The 15,628-nt window shown below is 37.2% G+C and carries 16 protein-coding genes; all 16 read left to right on the top strand.

Going from position 1 to position 15,628, the window contains the following annotated elements:
- Window positions 1–66 precede the first annotated feature (66 nt).
- Window positions 67–1,281: a glycosyltransferase gene (locus PKO02S_RS04775; RefSeq protein ID WP_127579957.1), complete on the top strand. Its 1,215-nt coding sequence runs from the start codon at window positions 67–69 to the stop codon at window positions 1,279–1,281.
- 2 nt (window positions 1,282–1,283) lie between these two features.
- Window positions 1,284–1,919: a CatB-related O-acetyltransferase gene (locus PKO02S_RS33575; protein WP_127579956.1), complete on the top strand. Its 636-nt coding sequence runs from the start codon at window positions 1,284–1,286 to the stop codon at window positions 1,917–1,919.
- Between the two features lie 3 nt (window positions 1,920–1,922).
- Window positions 1,923–3,074, top strand: a complete 1,152-nt coding sequence (locus tag PKO02S_RS04765) for a glycosyltransferase family protein (protein ID WP_127579955.1) — start codon at window positions 1,923–1,925, stop codon at window positions 3,072–3,074.
- Window positions 3,075–3,103: 29 nt separating this feature from the next.
- Entirely contained in the window at window positions 3,104–3,943 is an 840-nt protein-coding gene (locus tag PKO02S_RS04760; protein WP_164821299.1) for a glycosyltransferase family 2 protein, read from the top strand.
- A 113-nt stretch (window positions 3,944–4,056) separates the two neighbouring features.
- Window positions 4,057–5,208: an EpsG family protein gene (locus PKO02S_RS04755; protein WP_127579953.1), complete on the top strand. Its 1,152-nt coding sequence runs from the start codon at window positions 4,057–4,059 to the stop codon at window positions 5,206–5,208.
- A gap of 146 nt (window positions 5,209–5,354) precedes the next feature.
- Window positions 5,355–5,933 carry an acyltransferase gene (locus PKO02S_RS04750; protein ID WP_127579952.1) on the top strand — a complete coding sequence of 193 codons (579 nt, stop codon included), beginning with the start codon at window positions 5,355–5,357 and terminating at the stop codon, window positions 5,931–5,933.
- A gap of 74 nt (window positions 5,934–6,007) precedes the next feature.
- Entirely contained in the window at window positions 6,008–6,820 is an 813-nt protein-coding gene (locus PKO02S_RS04745) for a hypothetical protein (protein WP_127579951.1), read from the top strand.
- 486 nt (window positions 6,821–7,306) lie between these two features.
- Window positions 7,307–8,029, top strand: coding sequence for a CatB-related O-acetyltransferase (locus PKO02S_RS04740; protein ID WP_164821298.1), 723 nt, complete (start codon window positions 7,307–7,309; stop codon window positions 8,027–8,029).
- Window positions 8,016–9,356, top strand: coding sequence for a lipopolysaccharide biosynthesis protein (locus PKO02S_RS04735; RefSeq protein ID WP_127579949.1), 1,341 nt, complete (start codon window positions 8,016–8,018; stop codon window positions 9,354–9,356). Before PKO02S_RS04740 ends, PKO02S_RS04735 begins: the two co-directional genes overlap by 14 nt.
- Window positions 9,353–9,853, top strand: coding sequence for an acyltransferase (locus PKO02S_RS04730; protein WP_127579948.1), 501 nt, complete (start codon window positions 9,353–9,355; stop codon window positions 9,851–9,853). Before PKO02S_RS04735 ends, PKO02S_RS04730 begins: the two co-directional genes overlap by 4 nt.
- 211 nt (window positions 9,854–10,064) lie before the next feature.
- Window positions 10,065–11,420, top strand: coding sequence for a sugar phosphate nucleotidyltransferase (locus PKO02S_RS04725; protein ID WP_127579947.1), 1,356 nt, complete (start codon window positions 10,065–10,067; stop codon window positions 11,418–11,420).
- Window positions 11,417–12,544, top strand: a complete 1,128-nt coding sequence (locus PKO02S_RS04720; RefSeq protein WP_127579946.1) for a hypothetical protein — start codon at window positions 11,417–11,419, stop codon at window positions 12,542–12,544. The genes PKO02S_RS04725 and PKO02S_RS04720 overlap by 4 nt, the downstream gene beginning before the upstream one ends.
- A complete protein-coding gene (locus PKO02S_RS04715; RefSeq protein WP_127579945.1) occupies window positions 12,537–13,571 on the top strand; it encodes a hypothetical protein in 1,035 nt (344 codons plus the stop codon). Before PKO02S_RS04720 ends, PKO02S_RS04715 begins: the two co-directional genes overlap by 8 nt.
- Window positions 13,568–14,077, top strand: a complete 510-nt coding sequence (locus PKO02S_RS33795; RefSeq protein ID WP_127579944.1) for a VanZ family protein — start codon at window positions 13,568–13,570, stop codon at window positions 14,075–14,077. Before PKO02S_RS04715 ends, PKO02S_RS33795 begins: the two co-directional genes overlap by 4 nt.
- 1 nt (window position 14,078) lies before the next feature.
- The gene (locus tag PKO02S_RS04705) at window positions 14,079–15,125 is read left to right on the top strand and encodes a copper amine oxidase N-terminal domain-containing protein (protein ID WP_127579943.1); all 1,047 of its coding nucleotides are present in this window, start codon (window positions 14,079–14,081) and stop codon (window positions 15,123–15,125) included.
- A 37-nt stretch (window positions 15,126–15,162) separates the two neighbouring features.
- The gene (locus tag PKO02S_RS04700; protein WP_127579942.1) at window positions 15,163–15,477 is read left to right on the top strand and encodes a hypothetical protein; all 315 of its coding nucleotides are present in this window, start codon (window positions 15,163–15,165) and stop codon (window positions 15,475–15,477) included.
- The last annotated feature ends 151 nt before the right edge of the window (window positions 15,478–15,628 follow it).

The following is a 15,628-nucleotide window of genomic DNA, read 5'->3' as shown; positions in this document are numbered from 1 at the left end:
GCTGTCGTTTGTTGAATTACTATTCAAAATCAAAGCCAATGTTGCTTTGGAAGGGATTATTAAGCTATGAAGGATTTATTATGGATTGGTTGTTTAGAGAGCAATGAGGAGTTCATAAATAAGTCCAAAAAGGGTTATAGTTTAGCTTCAGCCCAAGTATCACAGGTGAATTTAATTCGAGGAATTGAAGATATTTATAGTGATGTTTTTGATTCTATTAATGGAAGTGTCCTTCCTCCATATCCCACGTACACAGATAAAATAGTTTTGCCTTTTCAATGGTCTCATAAAGCAGGTGCTTATAATATAAGTGTTGGCTATAAAAACATAAAATATATTAATAGGCTTTTATGTAAAAGGTCCATGATCAAAGAAGCCAGAAAGTGGGTTGCAGAAAGATATCGTAGGGGGGAAGTAACTGTTTTTGTGTATTCAATGCGTTCATCAGTTATGGCAACTGCCTGTGTGATAAAAAAAATAATTCCTTCAGCAAAACTATATTTATTTATTACTGATCTACCACAATTCATGGACTTAGGACAAGATAAAGTAAAAGCGATTCTAAAAAAAATAGATTGGTTTCAAATTAAACTACTTCAGAAAAGATTCGATGGGTATATTCTATATTCTGCTAAAATGGCAGAATTTTTAAGGATTCCGGATGGAAAATGGATGTTGATGGAAGGGGTATGGAATGCTGATGATTTACCAGTTCCAGAGATAAAGAAGACGAGAAAAAGGGTACTTATGTACTCTGGAATGATTGAAAGAAAATATGGTCTTGATTTACTGATTAAAGCATTTAAAGAAATTGATGATCCAAATCTGGAATTGTGGATTACTGGTGGTGGAAATGATGTGGAATACTTAATAGAAGCAGCAACTAAAGACCCAAGAATAATCTTTTATGGTTTTTTACCCTCAAGAAAGGACGTTCTTATTAAGCAGAGTCAGGCAACGATGCTAATTAATATGAGACTCCCTTCTGAAATAGCTTCGGCATATTGTTTTCCATCCAAGCTCTTAGAATACATGGCTTCTGGTGTTCCAGTACTGACTTTTCGGTTAGAAGGGATACCGGAAGAATATTTTGAACATTTGCTTGTATTTGAAGAGGAAAGTATTTGTGGAATTGTAAAGACTATTAAGTATGGTTTGGAATTAGATGATATTGACAGAAAAACTCTGGGTGAGCGCGCAAAAGAGTTTGTTATTGGCCAAAAAAATTACTTATTACAGGCACAACGAATAAAAAGTTGGATTGAAGATAGAGGGATTTAAGCATGAACATAAATAAAAAAAATCATATAAGTATCTTAAGCAGAGTTAGAAACTCTAATTTTGAAGGAGCCAATTCAGTTTCTAAATTTGCTACTATTGTTAATTCTTCATTAGGATTTGGAAGCTATGTTTCTTCATTTAGTAAACTCAATAATTGTAAAATAGGTAGATATAGTTCTATTGCTCCAAAGGTTCAAGTGGTATTTGGAAATCATCCAACTAACAAATTTATTTCAACCCATCCTGCATTCTATTCTATAAGAACGCCAACTGGGTTTTCATATGTGAGTCATATGCTATTTAGTGAGTTTGAATATGCGGATAAAGAGAAAAAATATTATGTAGAAATCGGTAATGATGTTTGGGTTGGATATAATACTCTTTTGATAGCTGGCATTAGAATCGGAGATGGGGCAATTATAGCGGCTGGGGCAGTTGTAACTAAGAATGTGCCTGCATACGCTGTTGTAGGTGGTATACCGGCAAGGGTTATAAAATATAGATTTGAGACTGACGAAATAGATTGGCTACTTAAATTGAAGTGGTGGGAAAAAGATATGGATTGGATTTCGGAACATGCAAAATATTTTACCGATATTGAAAAATTGAAACAAATCTTAGAGAGTGAGAGAATGTAGCCAATGAGTAGATTTGGAATTGTAGTAATTGGTTATAATCGGGTAAACAGTATAGATCGGCTTTTATCCTCACTAAATAGTGCCTATTATGACGAAGATGTAGATTTGATTATTAGTATTGATAATAGTGGGACTGATTGTGTTGAAAATTATGCTAACCAGTTTAGCTGGAAGTTCGGGAAAAAAATTGTTCGTACGTTTGAATCTAGGCTGGGATTACGTAAGCATGTCTTAACCTGTGGAAATTATCTAAATGAATATGGATTTGAAGCAGTAATTGTTCTAGAAGATGATATTTGCGTTTCCCCAGCTTTTTTCAGTTATTCAAAAAAAGCAGCAGAATTTTATGCTGAATCAGATTTTGTTGCTGGTATATCCTTATATACACACCATTGGAATGCAAATGCAGATAGGCCATTTTATCCAATTCAGACCAATTATGATGCGTTTTTTATGCAATATCCTCAATCTTGGGGGCAGGTCTGGCTGAAAAAGCAGTGGAATGACTTTTATTCCTGGTATAGAAATGGAGACTATAAAAATTTAAATTCAGCAAAAGTACCAAGCGATGTTTTAGCGTGGCCGGAAACCTCATGGTTGAAGTATCATATTCAATATTGTATCGATCAAAACAAATACTTTGTGTATCCATATACGTCTTTAAGTACTAATTTTGCAGATCAAGGGACACATTATAAATATAGCACGAATAAAATGCAGGTTTCTCTTTTAATGGGAGATACTTATGACTATAAATTCCCTAACAGTATGTCGGATGCTAGTGTGTACGATGCATATTTTGAAAATTCAAAGATGAGTTACTTACTGAACGTGCCTGAAGAAGAGCTATGCGTAGATTTATATGGAAAAAAAAGAAATTTAGAGTCGAGGTATATTCTTAATACGATCTCTATGCCATATAAAGTTGTAAAGAGTTTTGGGCTACAAATGAGACCTTGGGACATGAATGTGGTTTACGGAGTTCCTGGAAATGACATTTATCTCTATGATACTTTTGAAGCAGCAACAATTGTAAGGAATAAACATCGTTCATTGACTCAATGGGCATATGATACTCGTGGAATAGTGTTATTAAAAAGGAATTTTATGGATATTATAGCACACGAAATTTTTAATAAGATCAGAGTAAAATAAAGAGTTAGGTCTTAATGGGAGACATAATCATGAGGCTGGCAATAATGTTAACATGTTTTAATCGTAAAGAAAAAACTTTGCGATGCATCGAGCGTCTTCACAAACAGAAGAACATACCACAGTTTGATTTGTTTGTTTGTGATGATAACTCTTCTGATGGAACGGTAAAAGCAATCGGCGAAAAATATCCAAACACTATTTTATTAGAAGGTTCAGGAAGTCTGTTCTGGAGTCGTGGTATGTACAAAGTCATGAACGCAGCAATTGAAATAGGATACGATTATTACCTAATGGTTAATGATGATGTTGATTTTTTTGAAAATATGTGGATTCTGATGCATGAGCCATTTTCACGTTCTGGACCCCTCGGTGTTGTTGGATGTACACTCTCGCAGTCAACATTAAAGCAGACATATGGAGGTTCTACATTTATTAAAGGTAAGTGGAACTACTATATTGGTTCCATGTTATCGCCGTCTAATAGTTGTTTTGTAAAATGCGATTTAGCGAATTGGAATTGTTTTCTAATAAATCATGAAGTCATTAAGCAAGTCGGGATAATTGATCCATTGTATGAGCATGCAATGGGGGATTACGATTATTCCTTTAGAATGCGAATAAAGAAAATAAATATTTTACTTGCCAAACAGTTTATAGGATTCTGCGAAAGCAATGGAATAGAGAATTCATATAAAGATTCGACATTACCAAGAAAGACTAGAGTAAGAAAACTCTTCGGACCGAAAGGTTTACCTGTAAAGTCATGGTTCTACTTTACAAAATCCTATTATGGACATACTTGGCTTAGGAACTTCTTGGTACCGTATATAAAGAATATTGGGTGTATCATTGCAGGTAAGAATTGCTGATACATTAATATCTCCACCAAAATCACAAATTTTTAGGGGCTATGGTAGCCGTGTAAAAGGTCATTAAAACTAGCGCTTGAAGCTTGATTTATTACAACTGAGGAGTCAATAACGTGGCAATTCATATATTTGTAACTGCGTTTATCATATTAGTTGTTCCTCTATTTTGTATTATTAAGATAAGGCCAGAATATAAGGGATATAGAGATATAAGCAGAAATGAATTGATTCCAAAAAACGAAAAAATATCGAATAATTTTCTATTAATAGTGTCTTTTGCAGTTGCGCAGGTGTTATTGTTAGGATTGCGTGACTTTGGTGGAGCAGACGATGAATCATACAGGGCGTTTTATGATCTGGGGTATGGGGCAGGTGCTTGGTATGGATTCTTGTCTGAAAAAGAACCTTTTTTCATTTTGTTCAGGACCATCGGATTAACTTTTGAGTTAAATTATAAGTTTCTATTTTTACTCTATGCTATGTTTCAAGGTATAGTTATTGTAAAAGCCCTGCGAAATTATTTTAATGATGTTAATAGCACAGTTTTATATATTGCTGGATACTTTTTCTTGACATACAGCAGCGTATTTACTGTAATGAGACAAGCTTCTGCAATGGCAATTATTTTTTACTATTATTCTCTTTCAGAAAAGGAAAGGGATAGATGGTGGTTGCTTCTGGCGATTCTTGCATTTTTTAATCATTATGCCTCGATTTTGGTGATTGTTATTGAATTATTGAGGAAATTAATAATAAGAAAAAGGTATATTTCTAAAATTACGAAAATCTTAGTGCCGATAATGTGCCTTATTTTAGGGAATTTCATTGATTTTCAGGCTATTTTTTCTTTATTGGGTACTTTATCTAATGGACTTTATTCATATATGGACTCGACAAATAATTTCTTAAGTTCGGCTAAACATTCTAGAGTTATTACTGTGTTATTTATTGTATATTGCTTTTTAGTTATAAGCAAATCCAATTCTGAAAATAAAGAAAGAACTGAATTACTTGAAACTCTTCAGATGATATACTTTTCTTTGGCTTTCTTGGCTTTGCATCTAAATTGGGGAAGTAGAATAGAACTTTATTATAAAATGTTTCAACCTTTCATTATAATTGATGTGGTAAATCGATTCAATAAACAAAGTAAGTTAATACTAACTGTACTTATATGTATTACTTTGTTATTCTTGTTTGCAGTTGTGATTTATTCAATTCCGGGAATAGCAAACTATAAATGGTCATTAAACTTCAAAAAATGATCGAATACTGATTTTGTCTCGGAAAACATTTTTGCAAAGATGAGAAGAACTTCTTAGTATGAAATATGATTGTTTTTATCTGATTATTATTCTTAATGAAGTTATAATGTGTTAAATGAGATTAATTGAAAGAGAGAACAAATGCTATGAATTGCAACTATTATAAGATCATTCTTAAACTGCTTAACATAAAGTATGGCAAGAAACTCAATCTGAAAGGTTGTCCTCTTATATTCAACAAGAAGGGGGCCTCTATACAAATTGGTAATAATGTTACAATTAAATCATCATTTATTTCAAATTTAGTTGGACTCTACAGTCGTACTATTATTGTTACCCGCACTGCTGAGGCTAAAATATTAATTGGTGATAATGTCGGTATTTCTGGAGCGACAATTTATGCGAGGAAGGGCGTGTATATAGGAGAAAACACTGCAATTGGGGGGAATTGCAAAATACTAGATAACGATTTCCACCCTATAGAGTGGGAAGAGCGAAATAGACTAATGTTCGATTCTGTCGGGCCAGTAGATAATGACATTATCCCGACAAAAGAGATTAGGATTGGGAAAAATTGTTTTATTGGCTGTAATACAATTATTTTGAAAGGTACAATAATTGGAGATGGTTCCGTAGTAGGTGCTGGGGCGGTTGTGAGTGGAACATTTGAGGATAATAGTGTTATTGTTGGAAATCCAGGAAGAGTAGTCAAAAAGTTAAAGTAATAGAATTCAAATTATTTTACTGTGTATATGAATTCTATTTAATTAATAATTGAATTTTATATAATGGGGACATTATGAAAATACTTATTAATTATGCTGATGAAAAATATAAACGCACACAGAAGTTCAATAGTTGGACGGGGAAATACATTGGTAAACTAGATAAAGTTTATTCTTTTGGTCCTGAAGATATCGACAAGGATTTTAAAAAAAGGAACAAATATATATTGGATGTCAAACGTGGTAATGGCCTATGGCTATGGAAACCATACTTTATATTGAAGGTTATGGAAGAGTGCGATGAAGGAGATATTATTTTTTACAGTGATTCAGGAGCTTTTTTTTTAAGAAATATTAACACTTTAATAGAAACGATTGATTCTGAAAAAAAAATATGGGTATCTGACATTCCATTATTGGAAGTGTGTTTCACTAAGCCGTCCTGTTTTAGAAATATGAATTGTGATACAGATAGTTATAAATATTCTAACCAAATACAAGCCACCTTCTTTTTGACTATTAATTGTAAAGAAACTCGAGCGTTTGTAAAGAGATGGTTAACTCTTTGTTGTGATTATAATTTGATTTCACCAGAAGAAGGGCAGCATAATATAGAGGGAACTGGAAGAAAATTTGTGTCGCATAGAGAGGATCAATCAATATTAAGCTTGTTATGCAAAAAAGAAATGATATTTGCTCATCTGGATCCTACTCAGAGAGGAAAATATCCAGAATGGTATAAAAGATATGGGAATGAATTTTTAGTACCATATCATACGGAAAAATATTCTCCTATATTGTTTTTGCATAAAACACCAGATGTTAATATCATTTCATGTATTAAGCAATATTTAATATGTCTAAACTTGAAATATAAAATATTTTGAATCTGCAGCAGGGCTTCAAGTACAGCCTTCTACTTCTAATGCATATCAGTTACCTCATTTATTTAGCATGGATGCAGCAGTTCACATTATTTCTACTCATGTGGATTATTCTAATCTATGAAATTAGGTTGCGCCGGGAACGTTTCCAACCTCCATTCCAATCCGTACCTCATACCCTATGTAAAGCAATAATTTGGATCCGCTATAAGATCCATTTCTCAATTGTAATACCTTAATTGATTTGGGAATAACAATCTCCTCCTTAATTCGTTCAGATTGAAAGCATTTTTCGATAAATCACAATAGGATGAAGGGCATATTGCTCTTTACATGAAATGGATAGGTGGTAGTTAAAGGGGATTTACTTAGTTATTAAATACACTCATATCATTACACTAATCGTGCACCTAATACGAAAAATATATTTAAAAAATGAGATACTAAGTTTTTCTTTTAGAAATTGTCACCTCACAAAGCATGCTAGACATGAAATGGAAGAGGGCAGAAATTTATATGTACATTGCAAAGAAAATTATAAACAAAATATTTTACTGGTACTCAACAAAGAAATATAAAATAGATAAAACTTGTAAAGTTTGGCCATCAAGAATTGTTTCTAATATTAAATGTGAAGGATATAATACAATTGCCAAGCATGCTTGGGTGAATAATGTGGAATTAGGATATGGATCTGGAATTAGTAGAGATTCAGAGATAATTAATGCTAAAATTGGAAAATATACTGCATTAGCACCGGGAGTAAAGATTATTAGTGGACAACATCCAACTTCAACTATTGTATCAATCCACCCGTCATTTTATTCTTTGAAACAACAATATGGATTTACGTATGTAAACAAGCAAAAGTTTGAAGAGTTCCGTTATGCAGATGAGAATAAAAATTATTCCGTTATTATAGGGAATGATGTATGGATTGCTTCCCATGTAACATTGATTGAAGGAGTAAACATTGGAGATGGTGCAATTGTTGCAGCTGGTGCAGTTGTAACAAAGGATGTCCCAGCATATGCAATTGTTGGAGGAGTGCCTGCAGAAGTTATTCGAAACCGATTTGAAGATAATATAATTTCATTCTTAATGGAATTAAAGTGGTGGAATAAAGATAAGGCATGGATAAATAAACATGCGGATTATTTCGAAGACATAACGAAATTAATAGAGGTCCTAAATAGTAATGAGAAAACTTAGACAATTTAGTGGCAATACAAGAAGGGTTATATCTAATGTCATCAATAGCGTATTAGTTAAAGGATTTGCTATATTAATTGGTTTTCTTACAATACCTGCGTACATGAGATACTTTGAAGATAATAAATTGCTAGGTGTTTGGTTTACAATACTTTCTGTGTTGAGCTGGATTTTAAATTTTGATTTAGGAATCGGTAATGGGCTAAGAAATCGCATAGTAGTTACGATTGCTAAAAATGATGAAATGGGGACCAGAAAATATATTTCATCTGCCTACATTTTTTTGACTGTAGTTGCTTTAGGTGTTTTTAGTATCATTTTTTTGATTTCTCTAACGATTCCTTGGAATAAAGTTTTTGATATTTCTGATCAAATAATCAATGCAGATGAACTAAGAATAGCAATTATTATTGTAATAGTGGGTATCATGTTGCAATTTATACTACGATTAGTTTCATCAATTTTATATGCTTTACAAGAATCATCAATACCTAATTTGTTAACTCTTATAACTAACATTTTTATCTTAATATTTGTTTCTATATGTAATATCAATGGGGATAGTTATAATATAATTCTTCTGGCACTAGTGTATTTATTTTCTGTAAATTTACCATTACTTACTGCAACTATAATTGTTTTTTTAACTCGTCTAAAAGCCGTGTTACCAAGTATACGTTATTTTGATATGGTGTATGCAATAGATACATTGAAAGTAGGCGGCGTCTTTTTGGGTCTACAATTGGAAGCAATGATAATAAACAATACTAGTATTTTTTTGATTACATGGTTAATAGGAAGTATATATGTGGTTGAGTATAACGTATATTTTAAAATTTTTTCGTTGAGTACTGCGGTCTATTCTTTGATCACTCTCCCAATATGGTCTGCTATCACAAAAGCAAAATCCGAAAATGACTATCGATGGATTAAAAAAACAACAAGAGTGTTGCAATTAATTGCAGTAATTTTTATTGTTGCGCAATTTGCTTTTTTTCCAATCATGCAGGATTTGTTTGATGTCTGGTTGAAAGAGAATTCTATTAATGTAAACAAAAATATAATGATATTATTTGCGATTGAACAAGGAATAATGATATGGTCGGGTATATATGCTTCAATTTGTAGTGGACTAAACGAAATGAAATGGCAGTTTGTGTTGATGACAGTAGGGGCTTGTTTGATATTTCCGTTAACTATAATATTTACAAGTTTGTTTCCAACCTACTATGGAGTTATATTAGCACATTCTGTTTCATTGCTTCCTTATTGTATTGGACAAACTGTATGGCTAGAAAGGTATATTCGTAAAGGTGGGGGAAGATGATAAATAAATTAGCTAGTAAATTTCAAGAGTTAAAAATTTATTTAAAGTATGGTGCCAAAGTTAAAGTGCTAGGGATGGTAGATATTCAAGCAACTCACATTATCTGGGGAAGGAACGTAAAACTTTATTCAGGAGTACAAATATCTGGAAATGGTAAAATTATATTAGGTGACAATGTTGCAATTGGGAAAGATACAATAATTTTCTCGGGTGAGTCAGTTACAATCGAGGCTAATACTCTTATTGCTGCACAATGTTACATTATTGATTCGGATCATGGCATATCAAGAGATAGGAGAATTCAAGAACAGAAAATGATTAATAAGCCTATTGTAATTGAAGAAGATTGTTGGTTAGGCGCAGGGGTGAAGGTTTTGAAAGGATCTACTATAAAAGAAGGATCTGTAGTGGGGGCAGGTTGTATTGTAAATGGTGCTACAGAACCATACTCAATTAATGTAGGTGTGCCTTTTAGAAAAATAGGTGAAAGAAAATAGCTTAAGAATTTAGAACTATTTTCTGTTGATATTTTACAAGGGTTGAAATGAATAAGAGGCACTCCCTTGCGCTGCATCTGGAGTACTCGAGAGAGGACCTATGAGGTGTGTGGGAACTCCGGGTTTGTATAGCGAAATCAAATAAAAGTTCGAATTTTTTGCATCTGCAGTTATGTTCCTTTATAAAACAACATATTAGAGCGGTGAACTTATGAACTTAATCCTCCTCTCCGGCGGTTCCGGTAAACGCTTATGGCCTTTGTCAAACGATGCCCGATCCAAGCAGTTTTTAAAGATTCTCGAGCACCAGCCCGGCCATATGGAATCCATGGTCCAGCGTGTCTGGCGTCAATTGCTTCTGTGTGGCCTCGCTGAATCTTCTATTATCGCGACGAACCATACGCAAGTTGATATGATCCGTCAACAATTAGGTTGGGATGTTCCCATCCTTATAGAACCGGAGCGTAGGGATACCTTTCCGGCGATTGCATTGGCTGCCACTTATTTGTATTCCGTTCAGGGAGTAGAATTGGATGAGGTCGTGGTTATTTTGCCAGTTGATCCATATGTCGAAGACCACTTCTTCAATAAGCTTAAGGAATTGGAGACCGTACTAAAACCATCGGCTGCGCACTTGGCGTTAATGGGTGTAAGGCCGACTTATCCTTCCACTAAATACGGTTATATCTTGCCTGAGTTAAAGGGTGGAGCCTCTCCCTACTATCCGGTTCAACAGTTTAAAGAGAAACCTTCCGAGGATTATGCGAAGACCCTTATCGAGGATTATAAGGCACTATGGAACTGTGGGGTCTTTGCATTCCGATTGGAATATATGATTGAGAAGTTGTTGGAGAAGGGGCTTCCGGTTCAATACGAGCAACTGGTGAAACAGTATCACAGACTGCCGAAGATCAGCTTCGACTACGAAGTGGTTGAAAGAGAATCGGCTATTGTAGTGTTACCCTACGCGGGAGAGTGGAAGGATCTTGGAACCTGGAACACGCTCACGGAAGAGATGGATACCCAACTGATAGGCAATGGGATCGTCAGTGAGGACAGCTTGAACACGCATCTGATTAACGAGTTAGACATTCCTGTCGTAGTGATGGGGGTATCGAATGCCGTTGTTGCTGTGAGCCCCGATGGTGTTTTAGTTTCCGATAAAGCCTCTAGTCCCAAGCTTAAAGATCTGATACGATTCGATCATCGTCCAATGTATGAAGAGAGTCTATGGGGATCATACAGGGTGTTAGATTTCTCTAAGTTGGAAAACGGTGAGGAAGCATTAACCAGGCGGATCAGTCTGCATGCAGGAGAGAACTTCGGCTATCAAGCTCATTTCTACCGAGTGGAAACTTGGACGATTCTAAGTGGGCGAGGGGAAGTTATACTTGAGGGGGAAGCGATCCCTGTTAAAGCAAATGATGTAGTTCAGATCCCCAATGGGATGAAACACGGCATCCGAGCTGAAGAACCGATAGTTCTAATCGAAGTTCAGATCGGCCAGATTGTCCAGGAGGACAACGTGAGCTATCAGTCTCCATGGACGAATGTGGTTGCGAGATGATTAATACGAAAGTTTGTTGGTATGTCTCGGATTATGGCTATGGTCATGCAGCTCGAAGTATCGCTATCATTCGAAAATGGCTACAGAGTCATCCAACGATTCAAATCATTGTATGTGCATCTCGTAATCCCTTGACCTTTTTACAGCAATCACTAGCTAGCTTCTCGTCGAGTTGTGTCCAATTTCTTGAAATCTCAACGGAGATGGGATATATCCTTGATCCTGTTTCACTTGAGCCGAATCTTATACAAATGCGTGAGCGTTATCGTCAGTATCTCCACTCTTGGCGTAAGCGCGTTCAAATGGAGAAGCAATTCCTTAGACAACAAAGACCGCTTTGTGTTGTATCTGATATTAGTCCTATTCCCTTTTTGGCCGCTGATGAACTCGGCATTCCCTCCGTAGGAATCTCTAATTTCACCTGGTTTACAGCTTATGAGGACATACTCCCTGCCCATCAGTTGGATACTTTGCGGACGGCTTACTCTTGTATGGACTACTTTATCGCTTTAATTGGGGCCGAGCAGGAACCGAGATGGGGGAGAATGGGGCATGCCAACTCTGGTTTTTTTTCGAGAGAGGTTCATCCCGAAGAAGTACATCGAATTCGTCAAATGGTGGATCCGCATAGGAAGAAGACCATCGTTTTTTACGGCATGGGGATGTCCATCGATCATGAAGCTGTTTCTGCTCATCCGTTCTGGTCAAATGAAGAGTGTATTTTCCTAGTACCTAGCCATATGAGTAATTCTCGTTCGAATGTAATGCGGATTCCTGCAAGCTATCCCGAATCTCAAAACTATGTAGCAGCAGCGGATGTGGTCATTACGAAGCCGGGTTGGTCCACTGTCAGTGAAGCTTATTGTAATTCCAAGCCGATGATTTTATTGCGTAGGAAGGGATTTCGAGAGGATCGTAGTACATTGGATGTCCTGGAGCGAGAGGGAAGATGTAAAGGATTGGCTCTCTCTCAGTTATCAGACCTGCGGTTGAACTTCGATTTCGTGGATCGGCTAACTCAAGAGCAGATTCAACAATCGTCAAACTCTGAAGCGGGGAATAGCTTGATGACCGTTATAGATCACTTGCAACAAATAGTGACTAAGGAGGTGCACCGTGTTTAGATTTTGGAGAAGGTCGAAGCGCTGGGTACGGTGGACCCTTAGTGCAGTATTCGCGATTTTGGTTACTATAGGAGCAGTGGTTGGTTATTTTTATTATCAAATCAAGTCCATCGAGTTGGCCGATATTCAAGCGAGAATTGAAGCCAGGCATAACGGAGGGACTGCTCCGTCAACGGACAAACAGCTTCCATCGATCATGGACAACACCATTGATAAGGCTAATCAATTTGCTTCCAAGTCCGTGAACACTCAAGATGCTTTAGATGTAGCCGCGATCCTATTGAATTCCGGATTGAGCTTGAAAGAAGTGTATTATCTAATTGGTCAATCTACAGAGAAGCTGTCAACTGCGGAAAAACAAAAAATTCGTGATCTCTTATTGGCCAAGCTGACTGTAGAAGAAATCCAGGCCCTGAGATCCATCACCACCGAGTATGGCAAAGGTTTAATCATCTTAGACCGCAATTACCCGATCGAGCTGGTAGGGGTATACGATGAGGTTGAGCGAGCCAAGGTCATGAAGGAGCTGGAGCAAAGAAAAGTCGCTGCAAATGAAGCTTATCAAACACCAACCTCTTCTATTCCAGTGGCTACTCCGTCTCCCACTCCAAGTCCCAGTTCAACTGCCAAGCCTACTTCGACTCCTTCCGAAACACCACCAGGAACAACCGGGGCTGAGTTGAAAAGCACATATGCGATGAAGCTGACGAACATACAGACAACCTGTACTTCTCAAGTCAATCGACTTACTCAAGAAATCATTAATAAACTTTCGCAACCAGCAGCAAGCGGACAAACGTACTCCCTGCAAGAACTGCAGAATACCTTTCTTCCGCAGGTCATAGAAGCTGAACAGCAATGCGACCAGTCTTTCAATCAACTGATGACAGAAGCTGAACATGCCTATTCTAAGGCCGGATTGGGACTTGAGGATGTGGCAGGATGGCGCACTCAGTATACAACTGCTAAGAACCAAGTGAGACAAGAAGCGCTAGGTAATCTGATTTCCGCTCTCAAGAAAGGATGAAACCAATCGTAGCCAAACGTGGGTTGCTGATAGTTATGTTGTTGATCTGGATATGCGGGATCTTTGCATTTTCTTCACAACCATACAAGCAGCAAAACTTTAAACCCTTTTTGAGTCATTACATAGATGAAGATCAAGTTAGCCGGTTCATTCCAGCTATAGAAATCCATTATTCTAACACGAACATTTCAGCAAAGCAATCCCCGCTCCTCTTCATCGAGTATGTTGTTAGGAAGCTGGCTCATCTACTTCTATATGCGGGTTTAGCCATGTTGTTGTACTTTGTGTTGACTCGATGGAGAATAAAAAATCAATGGTCCGTAATTCTTTCATTGTTATTTGTTGCTATAATTGGGGCAATGGATGAGTGGAACCAAGGATTCCGGATAGGGCGGAACGAATCATGGGTGGATGTTGGTATTGATCTGTGCGGAGGCGTGCTGGGACTTGCTGCCGTTTGGATAAGAGCTATTATCGTTATGTGGAGAAACAGGGGGAGCAAATAAGATGGATCAAGTAGTAAGTAAGATAAAGAGGTTATGTGCGGCTTGTGTTCTGCTAATGATGTTACAAGGGGTTTCAGTTGCTTCTAGTGCCGGTGCCCAGAACAACGCGCTAATTGAAGTTTATTTCGTCCCTATGCATTTCGTATTTGATGGTCAGCAACTGTCCCCTCCGGAAGAACAACGTGGGTTTATTTTTAACAGTACGACATACGTACCGCTCCGATTCCTTTCGTACTCACTCGATAAACATGTGGACTGGAATGGGGAAACGTATACCGTACGTATTAGTGATCCCAATACTATGCAAAAAGTAAGTATCCACGAATATAAACTAAACCGAGCTGTCAACCGGGATATCGGTGCATTTGATACATCGAGTCTCGCTTCTACTCCAATTGAAGTCTATTTTGAGCAAGTACATTACATATTTGATGGGAAATCGCTAGCCCCTCCAGAAGAAAGCCCTGGCATGATCATTGAGGGTTCCTTATATGTCCCTATGCGATTTCTGAGTGAGTCAATTGGCAAGGTGATCGAATGGGATTCGGAAACATACACGGTGAGTGTGGAGACAACTGGAACAGGTGAGCCAGGTACAAAACCGGGTACAAAACCGGAGGGGCCAACTCAGCCTGTAAAGTCACCTACACCATCTCCATCGCCAATCCCAACTCCATCAACGCCCACGGTTCCGCAAGGAGGAGGAGGAGGCATTATCCCGACTCAGCCGACACCAGTAAAGGTTGCTTATGCAACCCTAATCAGTGAAGCGGAGTCACAAATGGCAGCACTCCGCAACTCTGCGGAGTCAAGACTCTCGGCACTCTACGCACAATATAAAGCCGAGTCGGATACTAGTCGGAAGTTGGCCATTGCGGCTGAAGGATATGCCGCCTTGCTCCAGATCGATGCCGAGTTCAATGGGGTACTTAGTGCTCTAGAAGGTCGACTTGTGGCCAATCAGTACGAGACCACCGCTGTTGCAATCTATCGAAGCCAGTATGAGGCCGAGAAGGAAGCTAGGAAGGCGCAGTTGCTTGGGGGATGAGGTTTGATCATGATTTTGGGATAGAGGAGGAAGTAGAATGCTTGGGTCTGCGTCATTGGATTCCATGTTGGATGTTGTATTCGAAGAGTTAATAGAGGAGTTTGCCATAACGAACTCTGGTGAATTGTTCATTCAACTATTAGATCGACGTGTACTGGCATTCGGTCTTCGTCCCAAGTCTGAATGGAAACAAACAGGCCTTTCTGATTTGCATCAAAAGTCACTTTGCAACATGATAAAGCAATGTTTAAGGCAGAAGAGAAATTGGCCGGATGGAGAATTGCTAGTAACATTTGGTGTGAGTTCTAGGCTTTTGCATGCAGTAACCAAATACAAACGAATTGGGTATTAATGGAGCAATAAAGTATTAAGTCGTTTCAGATAACTGGAACGGCTTTTCAATGTACCTCATTAGTTCTACATAATATGGATTCGTAAAGAAAGGATTCAGCATTTCTGAATATAACACTGCTCTGGGTGGCTAGAGTTAGGTCTTTATTAGA

Source organism: Paenibacillus koleovorans NBRC 103111, assembly GCF_004000845.1.
GTDB lineage: Bacteria > Bacillota > Bacilli > Paenibacillales > NBRC-103111 > Paenibacillus_AA > Paenibacillus_AA koleovorans.
The sequence above is the reverse complement of the archived record's forward strand: the minus strand, read 5'-3'. Positions and strand labels throughout refer to the sequence as shown.